Raw genomic sequence first — 19,420 nt, 5'->3', positions numbered from 1 at the left:
TGCTAGATTCTTTCGATTGCCTTTGGCTTGGCTGAAGGCGGCACTCGAAGAAAACCGGTGTAAACCCACCGACAGGGGGAATCATGCAGTCACGTCAGGCCTTGTCCACGCTGACACTGGGCGCAATCGGCGTCGTCTTTGGCGATATTGGCACCAGTCCGCTCTATGCCTTGAAGGAAATCTTCAACGGCCACCATCCCATCCCGGTCACGCCGGACAATATTCTCGGCATCCTGTCGATGGTGTTCTGGTCGATCATGCTGCTGGTTTCGCTCAAATACGTTTTGGTGATCATGCGTGCCGACAATCGCGGCGAGGGCGGTTCGCTGGCCCTGCTGGCGCTGGTTACGGAGCGCGCCAGGAATCCGCGTCTGGCCTGGATCGTTACCTTGCTCGGCATCTTCGCGGCGGCGCTGTTCTACGGCGACAGCATGATTACCCCGGCCATCTCGGTGCTATCTGCTGTCGAGGGGCTGGAGCTGGTGACGCCGACATTAAAGCCCTATGTCATTCCGATCACGCTGGCCATTCTGACCGGGCTGTTCTTCATCCAGAAACGCGGCACCGGCTCGGTCGGCCTCTTCTTCGGGCCGATCATGACCGGCTGGTTCGCCGTCCTGGGGCTGCTCGGCGTGTTGCAGATCGTGCACAACCCCGGCGTACTGGCCGCATTGAATCCGCTGTATGCCCTCGGTTTCATTGGCGCCCATCCGGGCCTCGCCTTTCTGGCGCTGGGTTCGGTCGTGCTGGCTGTCACCGGCGGCGAGGCGCTCTATACCGACATGGGGCATTTCGGTCGTTTTCCCATCCGCCTGGCCTGGTTCGCCTTCGTGATGCCGGCGCTGGTTCTCAATTACTTCGGCCAGGGGGCTCTGCTGCTGGCCGAACCGGAGGCGATCGAAAACCCCTTCTTCCACCTGGCGCCCGATTGGGCACTGATCCCGATGCTGGGATTGGCTACCCTGGCGACGGTGATCGCCTCGCAGGCGGTCATTTCGGGGGCTTTCTCGGTGGCGCGCCAATCGGTGCAGATGGGCTTGCTGCCGCGCATGCAGATTGTCCATACCTCGGGCAACGAGGAAGGGCAAATCTATGTTCCCTTTACCAACTGGAGCCTTTATCTGGCCGTCGTGGCGCTGGTCATCGGCTTCAAATCGTCGTCCAACCTGGCGGCTGCCTACGGCATTGCGGTGACCGGGACGATGCTGATCGATACCATCCTGCTCGCCTTCGTGATGGCGCTGATGTGGAAATGGCACTGGTCGGTCGCGGCGCTGGTGGCCGGCTTCTTCCTGACGGTGGATGTCGCCTTCTTTGCCGCCAATGCCATCAAGATTCCTGAAGGCGGCTGGTTCCCGATCGCCATGGGGCTGATCTCATTCACCGTGCTGACCACCTGGCGGCGCGGGCGGCGGCTGGTGTCGCAGGAGATGGCCAAGCAGAGCATTCCGATGGAAGACTTCATCACCGCCATCGACGACGTGCATCGCATCAACGGCACTGCCGTCTTCATGACCAGTTCCAAGGAGGGCGTGCCGCCGGCCTTGCTGCACAACCTCAAGCACAATCAGGTGCTGCACGACCGCGTCGTGCTGGTCACCGTACAAACGGCCGACACACCGCACGTCAACGACATGGATCGCATCTACCTGCACCGCATGGGCAAGGGCTTCATGCGGGTGATCGTTCGCTACGGATTCATGGAAAGCCCGGATATTCCGGCCGTTCTCGACCAGTGCAAGCACCAGGGTGAACGCTTCGACATGATGGAGACGACTTTCTACCTGTCGCGGGAAACCATCGTGCCGTCGATGACCCGCCGCATGACGCTGCTCCGGGCCCGCCTGTTCGCCTTGATGTCGAAGAACGCCACCAGTGCCAGCGATTTCTTCCAGATTCCGACCAATCGGGTAGTCGAACTGGGTACGCAACTGGTTATCTGAGGGTTTCGGCGATAGGGATAGAACGGAAGTCGACGGTGCTTGGCTTTGATGATTGAGTTTTTATTGTTTTTGGTGAATCATAGGCCGACATGGTCGCCCGTCTTCTCCGTCCCGACGTTGTTTCCTCCCCGCAGCATCTCCAGCTATCCGAATTGATCTCAGCGCTGAGTCACGCGCTGGATATCACCGAAGGGCAGCCGGAGGGGCACTGCGTGCGTTGCTGCTGGATAGGCATGCACATCGGTCGGCGCTTCGGCCTGGATGACGGCGAACTATGGAACCTCTACTACACGCTCTTGCTCAAGGATCTGGGGTGCAGCAGCAATGCGGCGCGTATCTGCGAGCTGTATCTGACCGACGACCTCCGATTCAAACGCGATTTCAAGACGGTTGGCGACAGCCTGCCCCAGGTGCTCGGCTTCGTGCTCGGGCATACCGGCTTGAAGGCGCCGCTGGCCGAGCGTTTCCGCAGCGTGCTGACCATTTTCCGGGAGGGTGACGAGATCGCCCAGGAGCTGATTTCCACGCGTTGCCAGCGCGGAGCCGATATTGCCCGCTTGCTGCGCTTCCCCGACAGCGTGGCAGCCGGTATTTATAGCCTCGACGAGCATTTCAATGGCCAGGGAAGGCCGCAGAGGCTGGCTGGCGAGGCGATCCCGCTCTACTCGCGCATCGCGCTGCTGGCTCAGGTTGTCGACGTATTTCATACGGCGGGTGGCCCGCAGGCTGCTGTCAACGAAGTGCGCGGCCGCTCTGGAAGCTGGTTCGATCCCGCGCTGGTCGGGATTTTCAATGACCTTGCCGCCGAGGATACCTTCTGGGCGACGCTGGCCTCCTCGGATGTGATGCATGCCATTCTGGCGCTCGAACCGGCCAGTCACATCGTCGCGCTCGATGACGATTACCTGGACGACATTGCAGCGGCCTTCGGTCAGGTCGTCGACTCGAAAAGTCCCTACACCAGCGGCCACAGCGCCCGGGTCGCGCTGTATACCGACCTGATTGCCGAAACGCTCGGTTTGCCGCTTGATCGTCGGCGCTGGCTCAAGCGCGGCGCCTTGCTGCACGATGTCGGCAAGCTTGGGGTGAGCAACAGCATCCTCGACAAACCCGGCAAGCTCGATGCCGACGAGTGGGCCGCCGTACAGTCCCATGCTGCCTATACCGAGGCGATCCTGTCGCGTATCGGTGCCTTTGCCGAATTGGCGGTCGTCTCTGCGGCACACCACGAGCGACTGGACGGCAAGGGCTATCCGCGCGGATTGCTGGCCGATCAAATCACGCTTGAAACGCGCATCATCACCACTGCCGACATCTTCGACGCCATCACCGCCGAACGCCCGTATCGCGGTGCCGTGCCGATTCCGAAAACGCTGGAGATCATGGCCGAAAACGTCGGGACAGCCATCGATCCCGAGTGTTTCGAAGCCTTGAAGAAAGCCATTGCCCACTTGCCGGCCTGAGCGTTTGCGGCAAGGTTTTGGCGTTCACCCGGTAAAATACGCGTTTTGCTCGCCGGCCAGTCCGGACAAGGTTTCATTGCATGACTACTGAACTCAAAGTGCCGACCGTCGGTATCGTTTCCCTGGGCTGCCCCAAGGCAGGCTCGGACACCGAACGCATTCTCACCAAGCTGCGCGCCGAAGGCTACAACCTGTCGCCCAACTACGATGACGCCGACCTGGTCATCGTCAACACCTGCGGCTTCATCGACGCTGCCGTCGAGGAGTCGCTCGACGCCATCGGCGAGGCGCTCAGCGAAAACGGCAAGGTCATCGTCACCGGCTGCCTGGGCGCCAAGGGTGACATCGTGCAGACGACGCACCCGTCCGTGTTGGCCGTCACCGGTCCGCATGCCGCCGACGAGGTGATGGGCTACGTGCACCAGCACCTGCCCAAGCCGCACGATCCCTACACCGACCTCGTGCCGCCGCAGGGCGTGCGCCTGACGCCGGACCACTACGCCTACCTGAAGATTTCCGAAGGCTGCAACCACAGCTGTACCTTCTGCATCATTCCGTCACTGCGCGGCCCGCTCGTTTCGCGCCCGGTCGGCGACGTCCTGGCCGAAGCCGAGAACCTGGCCCGTGCCGGCGTCAAGGAACTGCTGGTGATCTCGCAAGACACCTCGGCCTACGGTGTCGATGTGAAATACCGTACCGCCTTCTGGGGCGGCAAGCCGGTGAAGACCCGCCTCAAGGAACTGTGCGAGGCCATGGCGCAGTTCGGTATCTGGGTCCGTTTGCACTACGTCTATCCGTATCCCTCGGTCGACGACGTCATTCCGCTGATGGCCGAGGGCAAGATCCTTCCCTACCTCGATGTGCCGTTCCAGCACGCCAGTCCGGAGATCCTCAAGGCCATGAAGCGCCCGGCCTCGGCCGAGAACACGCTGGAGCGCATCGCCAAGTGGCGCTCGATCTGCCCGGAAATCGTCATCCGCTCGACCTTCATCACCGGCTTCCCCGGCGAAACGGAAGAGGATTTCGACCAGCTCATCCAGTTCCTCGAAGATGCACAGCTCGACCGCGTCGGTGCCTTTGCCTACTCGCCGGTCGAAGGTGCGGCGGCCAACGATCTGGGCCTGCTGCTGCCGGAAGACGTGCGCGAGGATCGCCGCCGTTGGCTGATGCAGGTGCAGGAAGATATCTCCGCTGACAAGCTGGCCGCCAAAATCGATAGCGTGATCGAAGTGCTGGTCGACGAAGTCGACGAGGAAGGCACCATTGCCCGCTCCAAGGCCGATGCGCCGGAGATCGATGGCCTGGTCTATATCGACGGCCATTTCGACGCCCAGCCGGGTGACTTCCTGCAGGTCAAGGTCATCGATGCCGACCACCATGACCTCTACGCCCAGATCGCCTGATCTGATTTCCACTTTGGTTGGCATCGTCGGTGCCAACCAGGTGCTGACCGAACCGGCTGATATCGCGCCTTTCGTCACCGATTGGCGCGGTCGTTATCGCGGCGCGGCGCGCTGCGTCGTGCGGCCCGCCCACACCGCTGAAGTAGCGGCCGTGGTCAAGGCCTGTGCCGAAACCGGCACGGCCATCGTACCGCAGGGGGGCAATACCAGCTTGTGCGGTGCGGCGACGCCGGATGCGGCGGGCGAGGCGGTCGTCCTCAGTTTGGGGCGATTGAATCGTGTTCTGGCCCTCGATACCGGTAACAACACCATCACCGTCGAGGCAGGGTGTACCCTGGCCGCCGTGCAGGAGGCGGCGCGTGCCGCCGACCGGCTGTTTCCGCTGGCGCTGGCCTCCGAAGGCAGCTGTCAGATCGGCGGCAACCTGTCGACCAACGCCGGCGGCGTCCAGGTCCTGCGTTACGGCAACGCCCGTGAACTGACCCTCGGCCTGGAAGTCGTGCTGCCCAATGGCGAAGTCTGGGCTGGTCTGCGCGGTCTGCGCAAGGACAACACCGGCTACGACCTGAAACATCTGTTCATCGGCGCCGAAGGAACGCTGGGCGTCATCACCGCCGCCGTCCTCAAGCTTTTTCCGCTGCCGAAGCGGCAAACCACCTGCTGGCTCAATGTGGCCTCGCCGGCGGCGGCCGTCACTCTGCTCAATGCTGCCAAATCGGCTTTCGATGCCCAACTCACGGCTTTCGAACTGGTATCGGAAACCGCGTTGCAACTGGTATTGAAGAATATTCCGGGGGCTGCGCGCCCGGGCGACGCCAGCCCGTGGTACGTACTGGCCGAGTTCTCCGATACCGAACCGGCTTCCGTCGAAGCTTGGCTCGCGGCACGCCTGGCAGCCGGCGAGGTGAGCGATGGCGTGCTGGCTGCCTCCGAAACCCAGGCCGGAAAGCTCTGGGCCTTGCGCGAGCATATTTCCGAAGCGCAGAAGATCGAAGGCGTCAGCATCAAACACGACGTGGCGGTGCCGGTGTCGCGTATCGCCGATTTCCTGGCGGCTGCCGATGCGGCGCTGGCGAAAGCCTACCCGGGGATTCGCGTCGTTGCCTTCGGGCATGTCGGGGATGGCAACCTGCACTACAACCTGTCCAAACCCGACGCCCAGGACAACGCGGCCTTCCTTGCCGGCCAGCCGCAGGTCAATCGCATCGTGCATGACCTGGTCCATGCCTTTGCCGGTTCGATTTCCGCTGAGCACGGGCTGGGGCAACTCAAGCGCGACGAGATACTGCGCTACAAGAGCGCGGTGGAGATGGCGACGATGCGCTCGATCAAGCAGGCGCTGGACCCGCGCGGTCTGATGAATCCGGGCAAGGTGCTCTAAGCGCCGTGCGGCGCGCCAAGATGGTGGCTCAGGCCGATACGAGGTCGGCGGTCACTTCGGGCGTGGGCAGTTGCAGCGGGACGGCGAAGCTGAACACACTGCCTTGACCCGGGCTGCTGTCGATGCGCAGTTCTCCACCCAGCAGTTTGCTCAGGCGGCGAACGATCGCCAGGCCGACGCCCAATCCGCCGTGGCGTCTGATACTGGAGCCATCGGCCTGGATCAGCAGCCCTTCGATGGCTTTCAACACATCCGGCGACATGCCGTGACCGGTATCGCTGACGGCAAATTCAATCCAGACGGTATCGCCGGCTTGCTGCCTGACCTTGGCGGAGACGCTGACGGTACCCGTCTCGGTGAATTTGATCGCATTGTCGATCAGGTGGTCGAGTGCATTGAACAGGCAGTCGCTGTCGCCAACGACAGTCTTGGGGGTGTCTGGGGAAGCGGTGTGATGAATCGCAAGCCCCTTGGCGGTGGCATCGCCGCGGCGGCGATGCGTTGCCCGGGCGAGCAGGTCGGCGCACAGGAAGGGGGCGGGGGTCAATTCAATCTGATCCGCCTCGAGTTCCGATAGCTTGATCAGGTTGTTAATTTGCGTCATCAGGAGCGTCGACGACATCTGGAGGTGCTTGAGCAATTCCTTCTGCTCCGGCGGCGCGTCGAGCATCAGCAGATCGGAGATGCCGATGATGCCATTCATCGGCGTGCGGAGTTCGTGGCTGATATTCGACAGGAACTCGGTTTTTGCACGGAGCGATTGCTCGGCGACCTCGCGGGCGTGGGCGAGGTGGGCGGCCAATTTGGTCTGCTCGCGTTCGAGCCGGATTGTGTCATGCAAGGTTTCGTTGAAAAACTGGGCACTGCGGGTGACGGTCACCAAGAAGAGCAGGCTCATCAGCGAGAAGGCGATTCCCGTGCTGTCGGCGCTGAACCCGCAGAGCGCAACGGCCAGGACGATCGGCCAGGCATAGCAGCGAAAGGCGGTGAGGTCCGCCGCGACAACCTGTACCGCGCCCGCCACCATGCCGGCCATGACAAAGGCCGTGAACAGCTTCAGTACCGGGTCGCCAGCCGTCATGAAGAGGACGGCACCACTGGCCCAGGTCAAGCCGCCGAGGCAGGCGCCGACGATGGCGCGCTGGCGCCAGCGTGCGGCGTGGGCATCGCGCTCGGCGGTGTCCTGCCGCCGATAGACGCGGTCGGCGAACAGGCGCAGCAGGGCGACGGCCAGGGCGACGCTGCCCCAGGCGATCAAGTATTCCTTGGCTAGGTGTGCCGAGCCGAGCCAGACCAGAAGGGCCGTGTTAAGAATGGAAACGATCTGTCCCAGTCGCAGGTTGCGATACAGCAGGGCAACTTGCGGACCCAGAACATCGGGATCGTTTCCGGAGGTCAATTCAGTGCCCGTCCTTCGCTGGCTGCGAACAGCGCCGCAACGTCGTCCGGCGTGAAGCGATATTCGCGGTTGCAGATGTCGTCGCGAATCAGGATCTCGCCGTGCTCGGCGAGGATGGCTTCGGCGTCCGCACGGCCAATGCCGCGGATCATGTCGCGCACCTTTTCCCAGTCTTCCGGGCAGTGGTAGGCGACGGGCAGCGGATCGTAGAGGCGGATGCCGTGCGCCTCGATATCTTCGTGGAAAAGGCGGGTGAGCAGGCTTTCCGCTTCCAGTTCGAGCAATTCGGCGGTTTTTACCGTCGCGGCAAGTTGCGTGATGCGGTGCCAGCCATCCGGATCGCGGGCATCGGCATCCGGCATTTTCTGCAGGAACAGGCAGACGGCCGCACGCGGGCTCGCGGTGGCGAACAGGCGGGAAGGCTGCTGCTCGGATTGTTCCAGATAGTGTTCGAAAATGCCGGCAATGCTGTCGCCGACCATGGGGACGTAGCTCTGGTAAGGCTGGCGCGCGGTCGGCAGGTCGAGGCTCATCAGCAACTGGCCGCCCTGGTGCGCGCCGAGTAGCTCGGGTACCGGCGCCGGCAGCACGACCAGGTTGCTGCGCGCCATGCCGCGCATCTGCAGCTTTTCGTTGCAGTCCATGACCAGCAACTGGATCGGGCCGCCGCCGCGCAATTGCAGGGTCAGGCGGCCGGGTTGCTTCAACTGGGCGGCGATCAGCGCGGTGACGGCAGCCGTTTCGCCGAGCAATTGTGCGACGGTGGGCTGGTAGTCGCGGTCGTGCTGCATGGCCGCCCAGGCATCGCCGAGGTGCACGAAGGCGCCACGAATATCCAGGCCTTCGAACAGGAAGCGGCGGACGAAACTGTCACTCATTTCTTCAGCTCCGCCGCATAGGTTTCCGGGGCAAAACCGACCAGCAGTGTCGTGCCGGTATCGAGTACCGGGCGCTTGATCAGTGACGGATACTCGGCCATCAGTTTCAGCGCCTTGGCTTCATCGACGTCGGCGCGTTCCGCGTCCGACAGCTTTTTCCACATCAGGCCGCGCGTATTGAGCAGTTTTTGCCACCCGGCCCGCGCCGCCCAGTCGGGCAACCGGCTCTCGGCGACGCCGGCCTTCTTGTAATCGACGAATTCATAGGCGACGCCATTTTCGGTCAGCCAGTTCATGGCTTTTTTCATGGTGTCGCAGTTCTTGATGCCGTATACCTGGATCATGTCTGGTCATTCTAGCGAAGGAGGTAAATTTTATCATTTCATTGCCCGGGCGCCTGAGATCGACAAAAAAGGCAGCCACGCGGGCTGCCTTTTCGGGGGTGAGCGACTTTCCGCCGGGCGCCGAGCTTACTTCCGCAACTTGGCGAAGGCGGCAGCCATCGCGTTGCCCGAGGGGGGGGCGCTGCTGTGCCGGGACTGTCCGCTGCCGGAGTGCTGTTTCGACAGCGGCGCACCGCGCTGGGCGCCGGCTTCGTGGCTGCGGCCCTTGCCCGGCTCGTCGGACATGCGCATGGTCAGCGCGATGCGCTGGCGCTGCAGGTCGACTTCGAGCACCTTGACCTTGACCACCTGGCCGGCCTTGACCACGTCGTGCGGGTCCTTGACGAAGGTATTGGACAGCGCCGAGACATGCACCAGGCCGTCCTGATGCACGCCGATATCGACGAAGGCGCCGAAGGCGGCGACGTTGGTGACGACGCCTTCGAGGATCATGCCCGGGCGCAGGTCCTTCACTTCCTCGACGCCGTCGGTGAAGGTCGCCGTCTTGAATTCCGGGCGCGGGTCGCGGCCCGGCTTTTCCAGTTCCTTCAGGATGTCCTGCACGGTCGGCAGGCCAAAGCGCTCGTCGGTGAACTTGCTGGCGTTCAGGCTCTTCAGCAGACGGCCGTCGCCCATGATTTCCTTGATCGGCTTCTTCAGGTCGACAATGATCTTTTCGACCAGCGGATAGGCTTCCGGATGGACCGACGAGGCGTCGAGCGGGTTGTCGCCGTTCGGCACACGCAGGAAGCCAGCGGCCTGTTCGAAGGTTTTGTCGCCGAGGCGCGGTACCTTCTTCAGGTCGTCGCGGCTCTTGAACGCGCCGTTGGCGTCGCGGTAGCTGACGATATTGGCGGCCAGGCCGGCGTTGAGGCCGGAGATGCGGGTGAGCAGCGGCACCGAGGCGGTGTTCACATCAACGCCGACGGCATTGACGCAGTCCTCGACCACGGCATCGAGATTACGCGCCAGCTTGGTCTGCGACACGTCGTGCTGGTACTGGCCGACACCGATCGACTTCGGCTCGATCTTGACCAGTTCGGCCAGCGGGTCCTGCAGGCGGCGGGCGATGGATACCGCGCCACGGATCGACACGTCGAGATCGGGGAATTCCTTGGCGGCCAGTTCGGAGGCGGAGTAGACCGAAGCGCCGGCTTCGGAGACGACGATCTTGGTCAGGCGTGCTTCCGGATACTTCTTCATGACGTCCTGCACCAGCTTGTCGGTTTCACGGCTGGCCGTGCCGTTTCCGATGGCGACCAGCGATACGCCATGCATCGAAGCGAGGCGGGCGATGGTCGAGATCGAGCCGCCCCAGTCGTTGCGCGGCTCATGCGGGTAGATGGTGGCGGTGTCGAGCAGCTTGCCGGTGGCGTCGACGACGGCGATCTTGCAGCCGGTGCGGATGCCCGGGTCGATGCCCATGGTCACGTGCTGGCCGGCCGGCGCGGCGAGCAGCAGGTCCTTGAGGTTCTTGCCGAAGATGCGGATGGCTTCTTCCTCGGCCCGCTCGCGCAACTCGTTCATCAACTCCAGCTCGAGGTGGGTATAGACCTTGACCTTCCAGGTCCAGCGCACGGTGTCCTGCAGCCATTTATCGGCCGGGCGGTTCTGGTGCTTGATGCCGAAGCGGGCGGCGATGCGCTGCTCGCAGGGATTGGGGCCGGGCTTGATGTTGTCCTCGTCGAGTTCCGAATCGAGCACCAGCGTGACACCCAGCACGCCTTCGTTGCGGCCGCGCAGCAGGGCGAGGGCGCGGTGCGAGGGCATGGCCTCGATCGGTTCGGCGAAGTCGAACCAGTCGCGGAACTTGGCCCCTTCGGCTTCCTTGCCCTCGACGACTTTCGAGCGGACCTGGCCATGCTCGGTGAGGTATTCGCGCAACTGGGCCAGCAGGTCGGCATCCTCGGCGAATTTTTCCATCAGGATCTGGCGGGCACCGTCGAGCACGGCCTTGGTGTCGGCGAAACCGGCTTCGGCGTTGAGGTATTTTTCGGCTTCGTCTTCCGGCGTCAGGTTCGGATCTTCGAGCAGGCCGAGGGCCAGCGGCTCGATGCCGGCTTCGCGGGCGATCTGGGCCTTGGTACGGCGCTTCTGCTTGTACGGCAGGTAGAGGTCTTCGAGGCGCTGCTTGGTTTCGGCGTCGTCGATCTCGGCCTTCAGCTCGGGCGTCAGCTTGCCCTGTTCCTCGATGCTGGCCAGGATGGCCGCACGGCGGTCTTCCAGCTCGCGCAGGTAGCCGAGGCGCTCTTCCAGTGTCCGCAGCTGGGTGTCGTCCAGTCCGCCGGTGACTTCCTTGCGGTAGCGGGCAATGAAGGGCACGGTGGCGCCTTCGTCGAGCAGGGCGATGGCGGCGTTGACCTGGGCCGGGCGAACGTTCAGTTCAAGGGCGATGCGGTGTTCTATGGGTGCGAGCATGGGTGCGGCAGTGCAGCAAAAAAGGGGGGTGAACTATGCGCAATACTTCCGGAAAATACAACCTCGCGCAGTTGGTGTAGGATGGTTGGGATCGATATTCCAATTGAATCGAGGAGGAGGGGGTATGAAAGTAGAAACCTATTTGTTTGGTGCGGTCGAGGTGAGTCCGGAAAAGGTCATTGCATTCCCGAATGGCTTGGTCGGGTTCGAGCAGAACAAGCGGTTCATGCTGGTGCATGAGGAGGGCAAGGCGCAGCCGAGCAGTTACACGCTGCAGTCGCTGGACGATCCGGCGCTGGCCTTGCAGATCGTCGATCCGGTGACGCTCGGCTTCAACTATGAGCTGGCGCTGTCCGATGCCGAGATGGCCATCCTGCAATCGCCTGCCGTCGAGGATGTTGCCGTGATGCAGGTCTTGTTCAAGCAGGAGGAGGGTGGCAAGGCGGCGATCATCCCGAGCCTGCGCGCACCGCTGGTGATCAATACCAAGGCCCGTGTCGGCCTGCAGAAGGTCATGGAGCAGGTGAGCCAGAACATCACCCTGTCGAACCTGGCCAGCACCGTCTGAAACGAACGTTCCCGCTTTTTGAAAGGCCGCCCTCGTCATGATGGCGGCTTTTTTACGGGCGCTTACTTGCCGCGCTGCAGCCTTTTGGCGATTTCGCCGTCGCAGGCATTGGCTACCCGCGCATATTCTTCGTCGGTATCAATCAAGGCCTGCGCCGCGTCCACTTTCCTTAGCTCGCGCTGCACGTAAGGCAGCCAGCGTTCGTTCAGTTCGTCCTGCAAGCGCCCAGTGGACTGGCCGACCGGACCTCGCCACGGCCCGCCGGTGGCAAAACGGGCGTTGAGCGTATCGGCAAGTATTTTCTCGATGTCGGCCTGATGCTTGCGGTAAGCGTCCACGTGCCGCATCTCGTGTTCGTGAATTTCCTTGTGGGCGCAGCTGCCCGGCGGAAACTCGCGGGCCACGTAGACGGTCATCGGGCTGAACCCGTAGGTCAGGGCGATCTGCGGGCTGGCGCATTCCCAACGCTTGCTGTCGTCGACGATGCTTGGCGTGTTCGACGTGAAGCGTGCTGTCGCATTCCCCCGCGTCAGGCCGAGCACCTGCCGGCCGGGACGCGCCAGGGCCGAGCCGAGGTTGGTCAGCGAACGGTAGCTGTAGGTCGTGTTGAGCGCCAACGGCGTTTCCAGGAGCTTGACGGTCACCGAGGGCTTGGGGAGTTCGGCGCATGGGTCGGCCGCCCGGACTGGCGAGGCCAGGACCAGCAGGGCAAGGGCGACCAGGGGCGACATGGCGTGCTCAGATTTCCTGTAGCTGGTCGCGGTAGCGCGCGGCGTTGTCGACGTAGTGCTCGGCCGATTTTTTCAGGTTTGCGATATCCGCATCGCTCAGTTCGCGCACGACCTTGCCCGGCGAGCCAACGATCAGCGAACGGTCGGGGAAGACCTTGCCTTCGGGGATCAGCGTATTGGCGCCGACGATGCAGCCTTTGCCGATCACGGCGCGGTTGAGGACGACCGAGCCGATGCCGATCAGGCTGCCGTCGCCGACCGTGCAGCCGTGCAACATGACCAGGTGGCCGACAGTGACGTCGTTACCGATGTGCATCGGCACACCCTCGTCGGTGTGCAGCACCGAGCCGTCCTGGATATTGGTGTTGTCGCCGATGTGGATCGGGTCGTTGTCGCCGCGCAGGGTGGCGTTCCACCAGATCGAACTGTTCTTGCCGAGACGCACGTCGCCGATGACGGTGGCGTTGGGAGCGACCCAGGCGTTGTCGCCGAGTTGCGGCTGTTTGTCGCCGAGTTTGAAAAGGGGCATCTGTGTCTCCTGTTGATCGTGAAGGGCGGTCTTCGTGTCGGTCGACCCGGGGCCGGTCGCCAATGTTACGCTGAGAGCCGGCTGGGGGCAGCACTGCGGGCGATACATTGCAACAGGAGTCGATATGAATTTTCGTGGAATCAAGTCGTGGCAATGGATTGTGATGGCTATTGCGCTGCTGGCGGCAATCGATTGGGCCATCCAGCGGCCCGACCCGCGCACGCGCGAGTTGAACCGGGCGTTGGCGACGCAGGCCAGCCAGAAATTGCGGGACTACCCATATCCGTTCCATGTGATCCGGGTCGAAGGTGATACGGCGGTGATGGGCACGCCGCGCAATTTCGACGTGCCGGCCTTCCGCATGCTGGGGGTGCTGTATCCCGACATCAACGTCAAGGATGCCAACAACCCGGCCTTCATCGCCGTCGAGCGCCTGCTCGGCCAGGTTCAGGACGAAGCCAAGGATATCGTGCTGGCCCAACCGGGTATCAAGCAGGTGCGCTGGGAGCTCGACAGAAACTGGTTGCAGCGCAAGGGTATCGAGGTGCAGAAGTAGTGAAGGCTTGCTGGGGCGAGGCTTGACGCTTCAAATTGGAGCGGCGGTCTGTCGAAAAGACTACAAATCAATTGTCTTGAGGTGAGCCAGAAACAACCTGGGAGTTGGCTTTCAAACAGATGCTGGCTGAGATGCAGGCTGGTTTGAAAACGGTTGTTTGAGCATGACGAAGCAAATTTTTTTGGAGTAATCCGAAATGCCTATTTTGATTGGGCTGATTTGCGATATATAGTTGTGTATATAACGATTGGTGGCTATCTGGGTTGCCACTGAAACGGGGGGGGGTATGAAACGCTGTGCCATCGCTATTTTCATCGCACAATTGCTTGTCGGAGGGGCTCGTGCCGATTCGCAAGTATTCGCCCTGGGGGAAATCCGGGTCAGTGCAACATCTGTTAACGAGGATTCGCTAGGTAGCGTCAGTCTCGATGCTGACGAAATCCGCCAGAATGATCGCTACACCGTTGGCGAAGCACTCGACTTGGTGCCCGGAATCACCCTCAGCAAGCAAGGGCGGCGTAATGAACAAATGATCTGGATGCGTGGTTTCAATTTGCGTCAGGTGCCGGTCTTTCTAGATGGCATACCCATCTATGTGCCTTACGACGGGTATGTCGATTTCGGCCGATTTTCGACCTATGATCTCTCGCGCATCGAGGTCGCCAAGGGTTTTAGTTCCGCGCTCTACGGTGCCAATACCTTGGGGGGCGCTATCAACCTGATCAGCCGTCGCCCCAGCAAGGTTTTCGAGGGCGAATTTGGTGGCAGCATGAGCTTCACCAGCCGCGGCGAGTTCAATGGGCATCAGCTGTACACCAATGTGGGTACCAACCAGGGCATGTGGTACCTGCAAGCTGGTGCTTCCTATGCCAATCAGGATTTTTATCGCCTGCCCGACAATTTTTTACCTAGCGCTGCCGAAAACGGAGGGCGGCGTGAAAACAGTTCCTATCACGATGGCAAGATCAATCTTAAATTGGGCCTGACCCCAAATGCCACCGACGAATATGCCATCAACTATATCAATCAGCAGGGGGTCAAGGATGCTCCACCATACGCCGGGAACGCTCCTGCCAACGAGTCTCCGGCATACTGGCGTTGGCCGCAATGGGACAAGGAAAGCCTTTATTTCCTGTCGTCGACACGCATCGCTGAGCACACGCTGAAGCTGCGCGTCTATCACGACAGCTTCAAGAATTCATTGGCCAGCTATGACGACGCCAATTACAGCACGATGAAGAAAAGCACTTCGTCCAGGAGCTACTACGATGACTACACCAACGGTTTCAGCATTCAGGGGGATCTCCGCCTCTCGGTCGACAACCTGTTGCGTACCTCCTACAACATCAAGCACGATATCCACCGGGAGAACAGCCAAGGCGAACCGGTCCGCCGTTTCGAAGACCTGACGCAAACGCTCGCATTGGAAGATACGCACGCGATCACTGCCAAGCTTTCCCTGGTTGGCGGTATTTCCTTCGAGGAAAGAAAAAGCCTGGAAGCACAGGATTACAACAGCACCACCCGGAAGCTGTCGGATTTCGCACGCGCCGACAATTCGGCCACCAATGGTCAACTCGGCCTCAATTACGAGCTCAACAATAGCGATGCCTTGTATGCCAGCGTCGCCAGCAAATCGCGCTTTCCGACCATCAAGGATCGCTATTCGTATCGCAGGGGTCGTGGGCTTCCCAATCCCGAGCTCAAGACGGAGGAAGCTATCCACTATGAAATCGGCTACAACGGCAGGCTCGGCGAACGCTGGATGGTCAAGGCAGCAATCTTCCATAGCGACATCACCAACCTGATTCAGAGCAACACGTTGAACAGGAATTGCGGCCCGGCCAAGTGCCTACAGACGCAGAATATCGGCAAGGCGCAGTCCCGCGGCATCGAGCTGGGGATTGCCGGCAGCCTTGCCCGCTGGGACTTCAACGCCCATTACGCCTACCTGGAACGCGAAAACCTGTTCAATTCGGACAAAATGACTGACACACCCAGGCACAAGGTATTCGCCAACGCCATCTGGCATGCCGGTCATGGCTGGATGATCACTGGGACTACAGAGGCTTATTCGCGGCGCTATTCGTCGTCCGACGGTGTGCAGGTTGCCGATGGCTTCGCCGTCGCCCATCTCAAGGTCGGTTATCGCCTGACGGGGAGTACCTTGGTCGAGTTTCGCGTCCACAACCTGTTCGACAAGCTCTACGCCTACGTCGAAGGCTACCCGGAAATGGGGCGTACCTATTTTGTCCAGTTCAACACGCCATTCGGTGGCTAGGGCAAGCAGCATGTTTGCGATTGCCGCTCCTCGTTCCCCCTCGCGGAAAAAGCTGCTGGCCTTGCTGCTGGGGATATCGCTTGCCACTCCACCGGTCTGGGCAGAAACGGTCACAGTCCGTGTTGCCGTAGTCGGTGGCCTTGTTCTGTGCGATGTCTGGCCGCGGTTGGCAAAAAAAGCCGAGCAGGCACTTGGCCTGCGCGTGGAGACGGTGGCCGCTTCGCCCAAAGAGGGGGTTGTGCCGGCCTTCGCTACGGGGCAGGCCGATTTGCTGCTTATTCACGGCAGCGATGCTGCCAACGCCTTGCTTGCTGCCGGCATTGCCGCCCCGCTGCGGGCCTGGGCGCTGAATGAGCATGTCATTGTCGGCCCGCCGGATGATCCGGCCAAGGTGCGCGAGGCGCCGAACGGCGCCGAGGCGGTGCGACGTATCGCTGCCAGCGGCGCATCCTTCGTGGCTTTTCGCGATCCCGGCAGCCATGCAGTGGTTTCGGCGCTTTGGCGCTCTGCCGGTATCCGGCCGGGGCAGTGGGTCATTCCCGATACCTCTGACACCGCTCAGGGGATTCTCGGCCTCGCTGCCGAAAAGGGTGCTTATACCGTCGTCGGCCATATCCCGGTGGCCTTCGGAAAAATGCCGGCGGCCGGTAGCGAAGTGCTGCTGAATGGCGACCCCGAGATGCGTCGGGTGTATGTCGTGATCGAACCCGGCCCACGTCATCCGGCTACTGCGGAACAACGCGCTGCCGCCCGGGAGTTGGCGGACTATCTGTTGTCGCCGGTCGGGCAGGCCGATCTGCGGACTGTGGACCGCGAGGCAGGCGGTCCCTGGATCTATACGTTGCCCTAACAGGCTGCTGAAATACCGCCCTGCAACTGCAGACGGTGGCATGGAACGGAGTCGTTTTTCGTAAGGCGAAGCGGATTTTCGGTCGTTCGCACGTGTTTTACAGGGATTCCGAGGTGTTTTCCTATCATATTGCCCCCAGCGGACGGATTGCTCCCAAGGAGCGCATGCGCGTCAGGTTGTAGGCGGCCATGGTCAGCACGAACAACTGATCGACCTTCTCCAGTCCGCGCACCATCACCTGGCGTATCGGCCCAATGAACTTGGCCCAGCCGAATCCCTGTTCGATGAGTTTGCGCTTTTGCTGGGAGATCGCGTAACCGTCACTGCCGGCAATGTCGTCCGGCACGGCAGAACGGCGATGGCTGGTGTTCTGCGCCACATGGGGAATGACATTCAGTTCGATGAGTGCCGCAATGAATTCCTGGGCATCGTAGCCCTTGTCCGCGCCGAGGGTGATTTCAGCCGTTTCGCCGGCGACTTGGCGGGCATCGGCGATCAGGGCCTTGGCAACTTCCCGCTCGGCATAGCCATCGGCCGTGGTCACGACCGCACTGGCAATGAGTCCGTGGCGGTTGTCGCTCAAGGTGTGTCCCATGTAGCGCAACTCACTGGCGGTATTGCCCTTGCGGTACAGTCGGGCATCCGGGTCGGTACGTGAGGCGTGGGTGTCATTGCTGCGTGACTGGCCCTTGAAATTGCCGCCGCCTTCATCATCTCCGCCGTCCTTGCGCAGGAAACTCTTGTGTCCCGCCCAAGCCTGGATGAGCGTGCCGTCGACACTGAAATGTTCGCCTGATAGCCAGTTCTGCTTCTCGGCAATGGCCAGTACCGCATTGAAGAGTTCGATCACGGCATCGTGGGCAATCAGGCGTTCGCGATTCTTGGTGAAGACGGTGGGCACCCAGACTGCATCGTCCATCGATAGGCCGATGAACCAGCGAAAGAGCAGGTTGTACTGGGTCTGCTCCATCAATTGCCGTTCCGAGCGAATGCTGTAGAAGATTTGCAGCAGCATGGCACGCAGGAGTTTCTCCGGGGCAATGCTGGGGCGACCGCCTTTGACGTCGGCGGCATACATGCCGCTGAGCAGGGGTTCGATATCCTTGAGCGCCCGATTCACCATCGCCCGGATCGGCCGCAACGGGTGCTGCGCCGGCACAAAGTCGTCCAGGCGACGCATCGTAAACAAACTCTCGGTGAAGGTGTCGGCTCCGCGCATGATCCGCTTTGTGCTCTCGGTAATCTCGGTGAATCTCTATAACGATCAAACCCGCTGTTTCGTCGACAGGATGGGGAAGTATTTCAGCAGCCTGCTAACGCTGAGTCGGTTGCGACAGCGCTACCTGGCCGACGCCGGCGAGCGTGGTGTCAGTCTTGCTCGACGGACAGTTTCTGCACTACCAGGCTGCCGACCATATCGCCTTCGACATTGACGGCGGTGCGCACGGTGTCGAGTATGCGGTCGATGGGTAGCAGGATGGCGATGGCTTCGGTAGGCAGGCCGACCGATTCGAGTACGAGCACCATCGACAGCATGCCGACGCTGGGGATGCCCGGCGCGCCGATGGCGCCGAGCATGGCGACGAAGAAAATGATCATCTGGCTGGCGATGTCGAGTTCGATGCCGGCCAGGCGGGCGACGAAGAGGGCTGCCGCCGCCTCGTAGAGGGCGGTACCGTCCATGTTGACCGTGGCGCCGAGCGGCACCACGAAGCTGGCAATATCTTTTCGTACGTGCAGGTGCTGCTCGGTACAGCGCAAGGTAATGGGCAGCGTCGCCGCGCTGGAACTGGTGACGAAGGCTGTCAGTAGCGCTTCGCGCGAACCCTTGAAGAACGACCAGGGCGAATGGCGGGTGACCAGCCAGAGGATAAGCGGCAGGACGATGATGCCGTGGAACAAGGTCGAACCGATGACGACGGCGATAAAGTGGCCGAGGCTGGCCAGCAGGGCATGGTTCTGCGTGGCGACCAGTTGCAGTAGCAGGGCGGCGAGGCCGAGCGGGGCGAGGCGCATGATCCAGCCGACGATCATCAGGCAGAGCTCTTGCAGTTCGGTCATCAGCATGCGGATGTTGCGGTAGCGCTCGCCGCCGATGACCAGCGCAATGCCCAGGAAGAGCGCAACGATGACGACGGCCAGGATTTCGCCCTGGGCCAGCGCCTTGAACGGGTTCTGGAACAGCCCGCGCATGAACTGCGCGATGTAGTCGGGCAGTGGCATCTGCCGCGCCTGGTAGTTGCGGGTTGCCTCGGCGAACATTTCCAACTGTAGCCCTTCGCCGGGGCGGAAAATATGCGCGGCACCGAAACCGATGACGATGGCGATGGCCATGGTCAGGAAGAAGAAAGCCAGCGTCGTCGTCCATACCCGGTGCATCTGGTCGTGGGCGCGCAGGTTGGCAACGCCGGTGACGATGGAGGCGAAAACCAGCGGCACCAAGACCATGCGCAGCAGATCGAGGAACAGGTTGCCGGCTATCTTGGCGCCGTAGAGCACCTCCGGCACGACCGGTGCGGCGTTCGGTGTCGACAGCCAGCTGCCGCCCGCCAGGCCGAGCAGGCAGCCGATCAGGATTTGCGTGTTCAGCGAAGGGAGTCTCATGGCGCGGTTCGGGGGTGGAAATGCGCCAATTCT

16 protein-coding genes are annotated in these 19,420 nt (G+C 61.7%); 8 read left to right on the top strand and 8 right to left on the bottom strand.

Annotated elements, in window-relative coordinates:
- Nucleotides 1-83: 83 nt before the first annotated feature.
- The 4 genes from AB6Q56_RS09140 to AB6Q56_RS09125 all read left to right on the top strand — a co-directional run bounded on the left by AB6Q56_RS09140 (nucleotide 84) and on the right by AB6Q56_RS09125 (nucleotide 6,190).
- On the top strand, nucleotides 84-1,943 hold the full coding sequence (locus AB6Q56_RS09140; RefSeq protein ID WP_434516738.1) for a potassium transporter Kup: 1,860 nt from the start codon (nucleotides 84-86) through the stop codon (nucleotides 1,941-1,943).
- Between the two features lie 89 nt (nucleotides 1,944-2,032).
- Nucleotides 2,033-3,406: an HD-GYP domain-containing protein gene (locus tag AB6Q56_RS09135; RefSeq protein ID WP_434516737.1), complete on the top strand. Its 1,374-nt coding sequence runs from the start codon at nucleotides 2,033-2,035 to the stop codon at nucleotides 3,404-3,406.
- An 80-nt stretch (nucleotides 3,407-3,486) separates the two neighbouring features.
- A complete protein-coding gene (gene rimO, locus AB6Q56_RS09130; RefSeq protein ID WP_434516736.1) occupies nucleotides 3,487-4,809 on the top strand; it encodes a 30S ribosomal protein S12 methylthiotransferase RimO in 1,323 nt (440 codons plus the stop codon).
- Entirely contained in the window at nucleotides 4,784-6,190 is a 1,407-nt protein-coding gene (locus AB6Q56_RS09125) for an FAD-binding oxidoreductase (protein WP_434516735.1), read from the top strand. Before rimO ends, AB6Q56_RS09125 begins: the two co-directional genes overlap by 26 nt.
- A 28-nt stretch (nucleotides 6,191-6,218) precedes the next feature.
- On the opposite strand, the gene AB6Q56_RS09120 is transcribed toward AB6Q56_RS09125, so the two are convergent.
- The 4 genes from AB6Q56_RS09120 to AB6Q56_RS09105 all read right to left on the bottom strand — a co-directional run bounded on the left by AB6Q56_RS09120 (nucleotide 6,219) and on the right by AB6Q56_RS09105 (nucleotide 11,268).
- Complete coding sequence (locus AB6Q56_RS09120; RefSeq protein ID WP_434516734.1) at nucleotides 6,219-7,589, bottom strand: sensor histidine kinase; 1,371 nt, start codon at nucleotides 7,587-7,589, stop codon at nucleotides 6,219-6,221.
- Complete coding sequence (locus AB6Q56_RS09115) at nucleotides 7,586-8,467, bottom strand: Hsp33 family molecular chaperone HslO (RefSeq protein ID WP_434516733.1); 882 nt, start codon at nucleotides 8,465-8,467, stop codon at nucleotides 7,586-7,588. Before AB6Q56_RS09115 ends, AB6Q56_RS09120 begins: the two co-directional genes overlap by 4 nt.
- Nucleotides 8,464-8,811, bottom strand: a complete 348-nt coding sequence (locus tag AB6Q56_RS09110) for an arsenate reductase (protein WP_434516732.1) — start codon at nucleotides 8,809-8,811, stop codon at nucleotides 8,464-8,466. Before AB6Q56_RS09110 ends, AB6Q56_RS09115 begins: the two co-directional genes overlap by 4 nt.
- Nucleotides 8,812-8,937: 126 nt before the next feature.
- On the bottom strand, nucleotides 8,938-11,268 hold the full coding sequence (locus AB6Q56_RS09105; RefSeq protein ID WP_434516731.1) for a Tex family protein: 2,331 nt from the start codon (nucleotides 11,266-11,268) through the stop codon (nucleotides 8,938-8,940).
- 124 nt (nucleotides 11,269-11,392) lie between these two features.
- On the opposite strand from AB6Q56_RS09105, the gene fliW reads away from it, so the two are divergent.
- Nucleotides 11,393-11,836 (top strand): flagellar assembly protein FliW, encoded by a 444-nt coding sequence (fliW, locus tag AB6Q56_RS09100; protein WP_434516730.1) that lies wholly within the window; start codon nucleotides 11,393-11,395, stop codon nucleotides 11,834-11,836.
- Nucleotides 11,837-11,898: 62 nt separating this feature from the next.
- On the opposite strand, the gene AB6Q56_RS09095 is transcribed toward fliW, so the two are convergent.
- Both AB6Q56_RS09095 and AB6Q56_RS09090 read right to left on the bottom strand, forming a co-directional pair.
- The gene (locus tag AB6Q56_RS09095; protein ID WP_434516729.1) at nucleotides 11,899-12,567 is read right to left on the bottom strand and encodes a hypothetical protein; all 669 of its coding nucleotides are present in this window, start codon (nucleotides 12,565-12,567) and stop codon (nucleotides 11,899-11,901) included.
- Nucleotides 12,568-12,574: 7 nt separating this feature from the next.
- On the bottom strand, nucleotides 12,575-13,096 hold the full coding sequence (locus tag AB6Q56_RS09090) for a gamma carbonic anhydrase family protein (RefSeq protein ID WP_434516728.1): 522 nt from the start codon (nucleotides 13,094-13,096) through the stop codon (nucleotides 12,575-12,577).
- 124 nt (nucleotides 13,097-13,220) lie between these two features.
- Here AB6Q56_RS09090 and AB6Q56_RS09085 point away from each other — a divergent pair, with 124 nt between their 5' ends.
- The 3 genes from AB6Q56_RS09085 (at nucleotide 13,221) to AB6Q56_RS09075 (ending at nucleotide 16,783) form a co-directional block, all read left to right on the top strand.
- A complete protein-coding gene (locus AB6Q56_RS09085) occupies nucleotides 13,221-13,652 on the top strand; it encodes a hypothetical protein (protein ID WP_434516727.1) in 432 nt (143 codons plus the stop codon).
- A 286-nt stretch (nucleotides 13,653-13,938) separates the two neighbouring features.
- Nucleotides 13,939-15,933: a TonB-dependent receptor plug domain-containing protein gene (locus tag AB6Q56_RS09080; RefSeq protein WP_434516726.1), complete on the top strand. Its 1,995-nt coding sequence runs from the start codon at nucleotides 13,939-13,941 to the stop codon at nucleotides 15,931-15,933.
- Between the two features lie 10 nt (nucleotides 15,934-15,943).
- On the top strand, nucleotides 15,944-16,783 hold the full coding sequence (locus tag AB6Q56_RS09075; protein WP_434516725.1) for a tungsten ABC transporter permease: 840 nt from the start codon (nucleotides 15,944-15,946) through the stop codon (nucleotides 16,781-16,783).
- A gap of 124 nt (nucleotides 16,784-16,907) precedes the next feature.
- Here AB6Q56_RS09075 and AB6Q56_RS09070 read toward each other — a convergent pair whose 3' ends face one another.
- Together AB6Q56_RS09070 and AB6Q56_RS09065 are read right to left on the bottom strand one after the other, a co-directional pair.
- Nucleotides 16,908-18,002, bottom strand: coding sequence for an IS5 family transposase (locus tag AB6Q56_RS09070; RefSeq protein WP_046535740.1), 1,095 nt, complete (start codon nucleotides 18,000-18,002; stop codon nucleotides 16,908-16,910).
- A 149-nt stretch (nucleotides 18,003-18,151) separates the two neighbouring features.
- A complete protein-coding gene (locus AB6Q56_RS09065) occupies nucleotides 18,152-19,387 on the bottom strand; it encodes a dicarboxylate/amino acid:cation symporter (RefSeq protein WP_434516724.1) in 1,236 nt (411 codons plus the stop codon).
- Nucleotides 19,388-19,420: the final 33 nt, after the last annotated feature.

Origin of the sequence: Dechloromonas sp. ARDL1 (assembly GCF_051122455.1) — a bacterium.
In the GTDB taxonomy this organism is placed as follows: Bacteria; Pseudomonadota; Gammaproteobacteria; order Burkholderiales; family Rhodocyclaceae; genus Azonexus.
Note: the sequence above shows the minus strand (reverse complement) of the source record. Positions and strands in the feature narration are given on the sequence as shown.

Bases quoted from the DNA above. Each gene is read 5' to 3' on its own strand.
- AB6Q56_RS09140 (WP_434516738.1), top strand. From the start codon at position 84: ATGCAGTCACGTCAGGCCTTGTCCACGCTGACACTGGGCGCAATCGGC.
- AB6Q56_RS09135 (WP_434516737.1), top strand. From the start codon at position 2,033: ATGGTCGCCCGTCTTCTCCGTCCCGACGTTGTTTCCTCCCCGCAGCAT.
- rimO (WP_434516736.1), top strand. From the start codon at position 3,487: ATGACTACTGAACTCAAAGTGCCGACCGTCGGTATCGTTTCCCTGGGC.
- AB6Q56_RS09125 (WP_434516735.1), top strand. From the start codon at position 4,784: ATGACCTCTACGCCCAGATCGCCTGATCTGATTTCCACTTTGGTTGGC.
- AB6Q56_RS09115 (WP_434516733.1), bottom strand. From the start codon at position 8,467: ATGAGTGACAGTTTCGTCCGCCGCTTCCTGTTCGAAGGCCTGGATATT.
- AB6Q56_RS09110 (WP_434516732.1), bottom strand. From the start codon at position 8,811: ATGATCCAGGTATACGGCATCAAGAACTGCGACACCATGAAAAAAGCC.
- AB6Q56_RS09105 (WP_434516731.1), bottom strand. From the start codon at position 11,268: ATGCTCGCACCCATAGAACACCGCATCGCCCTTGAACTGAACGTTCGC.
- fliW (WP_434516730.1), top strand. From the start codon at position 11,393: ATGAAAGTAGAAACCTATTTGTTTGGTGCGGTCGAGGTGAGTCCGGAA.
- AB6Q56_RS09095 (WP_434516729.1), bottom strand. From the start codon at position 12,567: ATGTCGCCCCTGGTCGCCCTTGCCCTGCTGGTCCTGGCCTCGCCAGTC.
- AB6Q56_RS09090 (WP_434516728.1), bottom strand. From the start codon at position 13,096: ATGCCCCTTTTCAAACTCGGCGACAAACAGCCGCAACTCGGCGACAAC.
- AB6Q56_RS09085 (WP_434516727.1), top strand. From the start codon at position 13,221: ATGAATTTTCGTGGAATCAAGTCGTGGCAATGGATTGTGATGGCTATT.
- AB6Q56_RS09080 (WP_434516726.1), top strand. From the start codon at position 13,939: ATGAAACGCTGTGCCATCGCTATTTTCATCGCACAATTGCTTGTCGGA.
- AB6Q56_RS09075 (WP_434516725.1), top strand. From the start codon at position 15,944: ATGTTTGCGATTGCCGCTCCTCGTTCCCCCTCGCGGAAAAAGCTGCTG.
- AB6Q56_RS09070 (WP_046535740.1), bottom strand. From the start codon at position 18,002: ATGCGCGGAGCCGACACCTTCACCGAGAGTTTGTTTACGATGCGTCGC.
- AB6Q56_RS09065 (WP_434516724.1), bottom strand. From the start codon at position 19,387: ATGAGACTCCCTTCGCTGAACACGCAAATCCTGATCGGCTGCCTGCTC.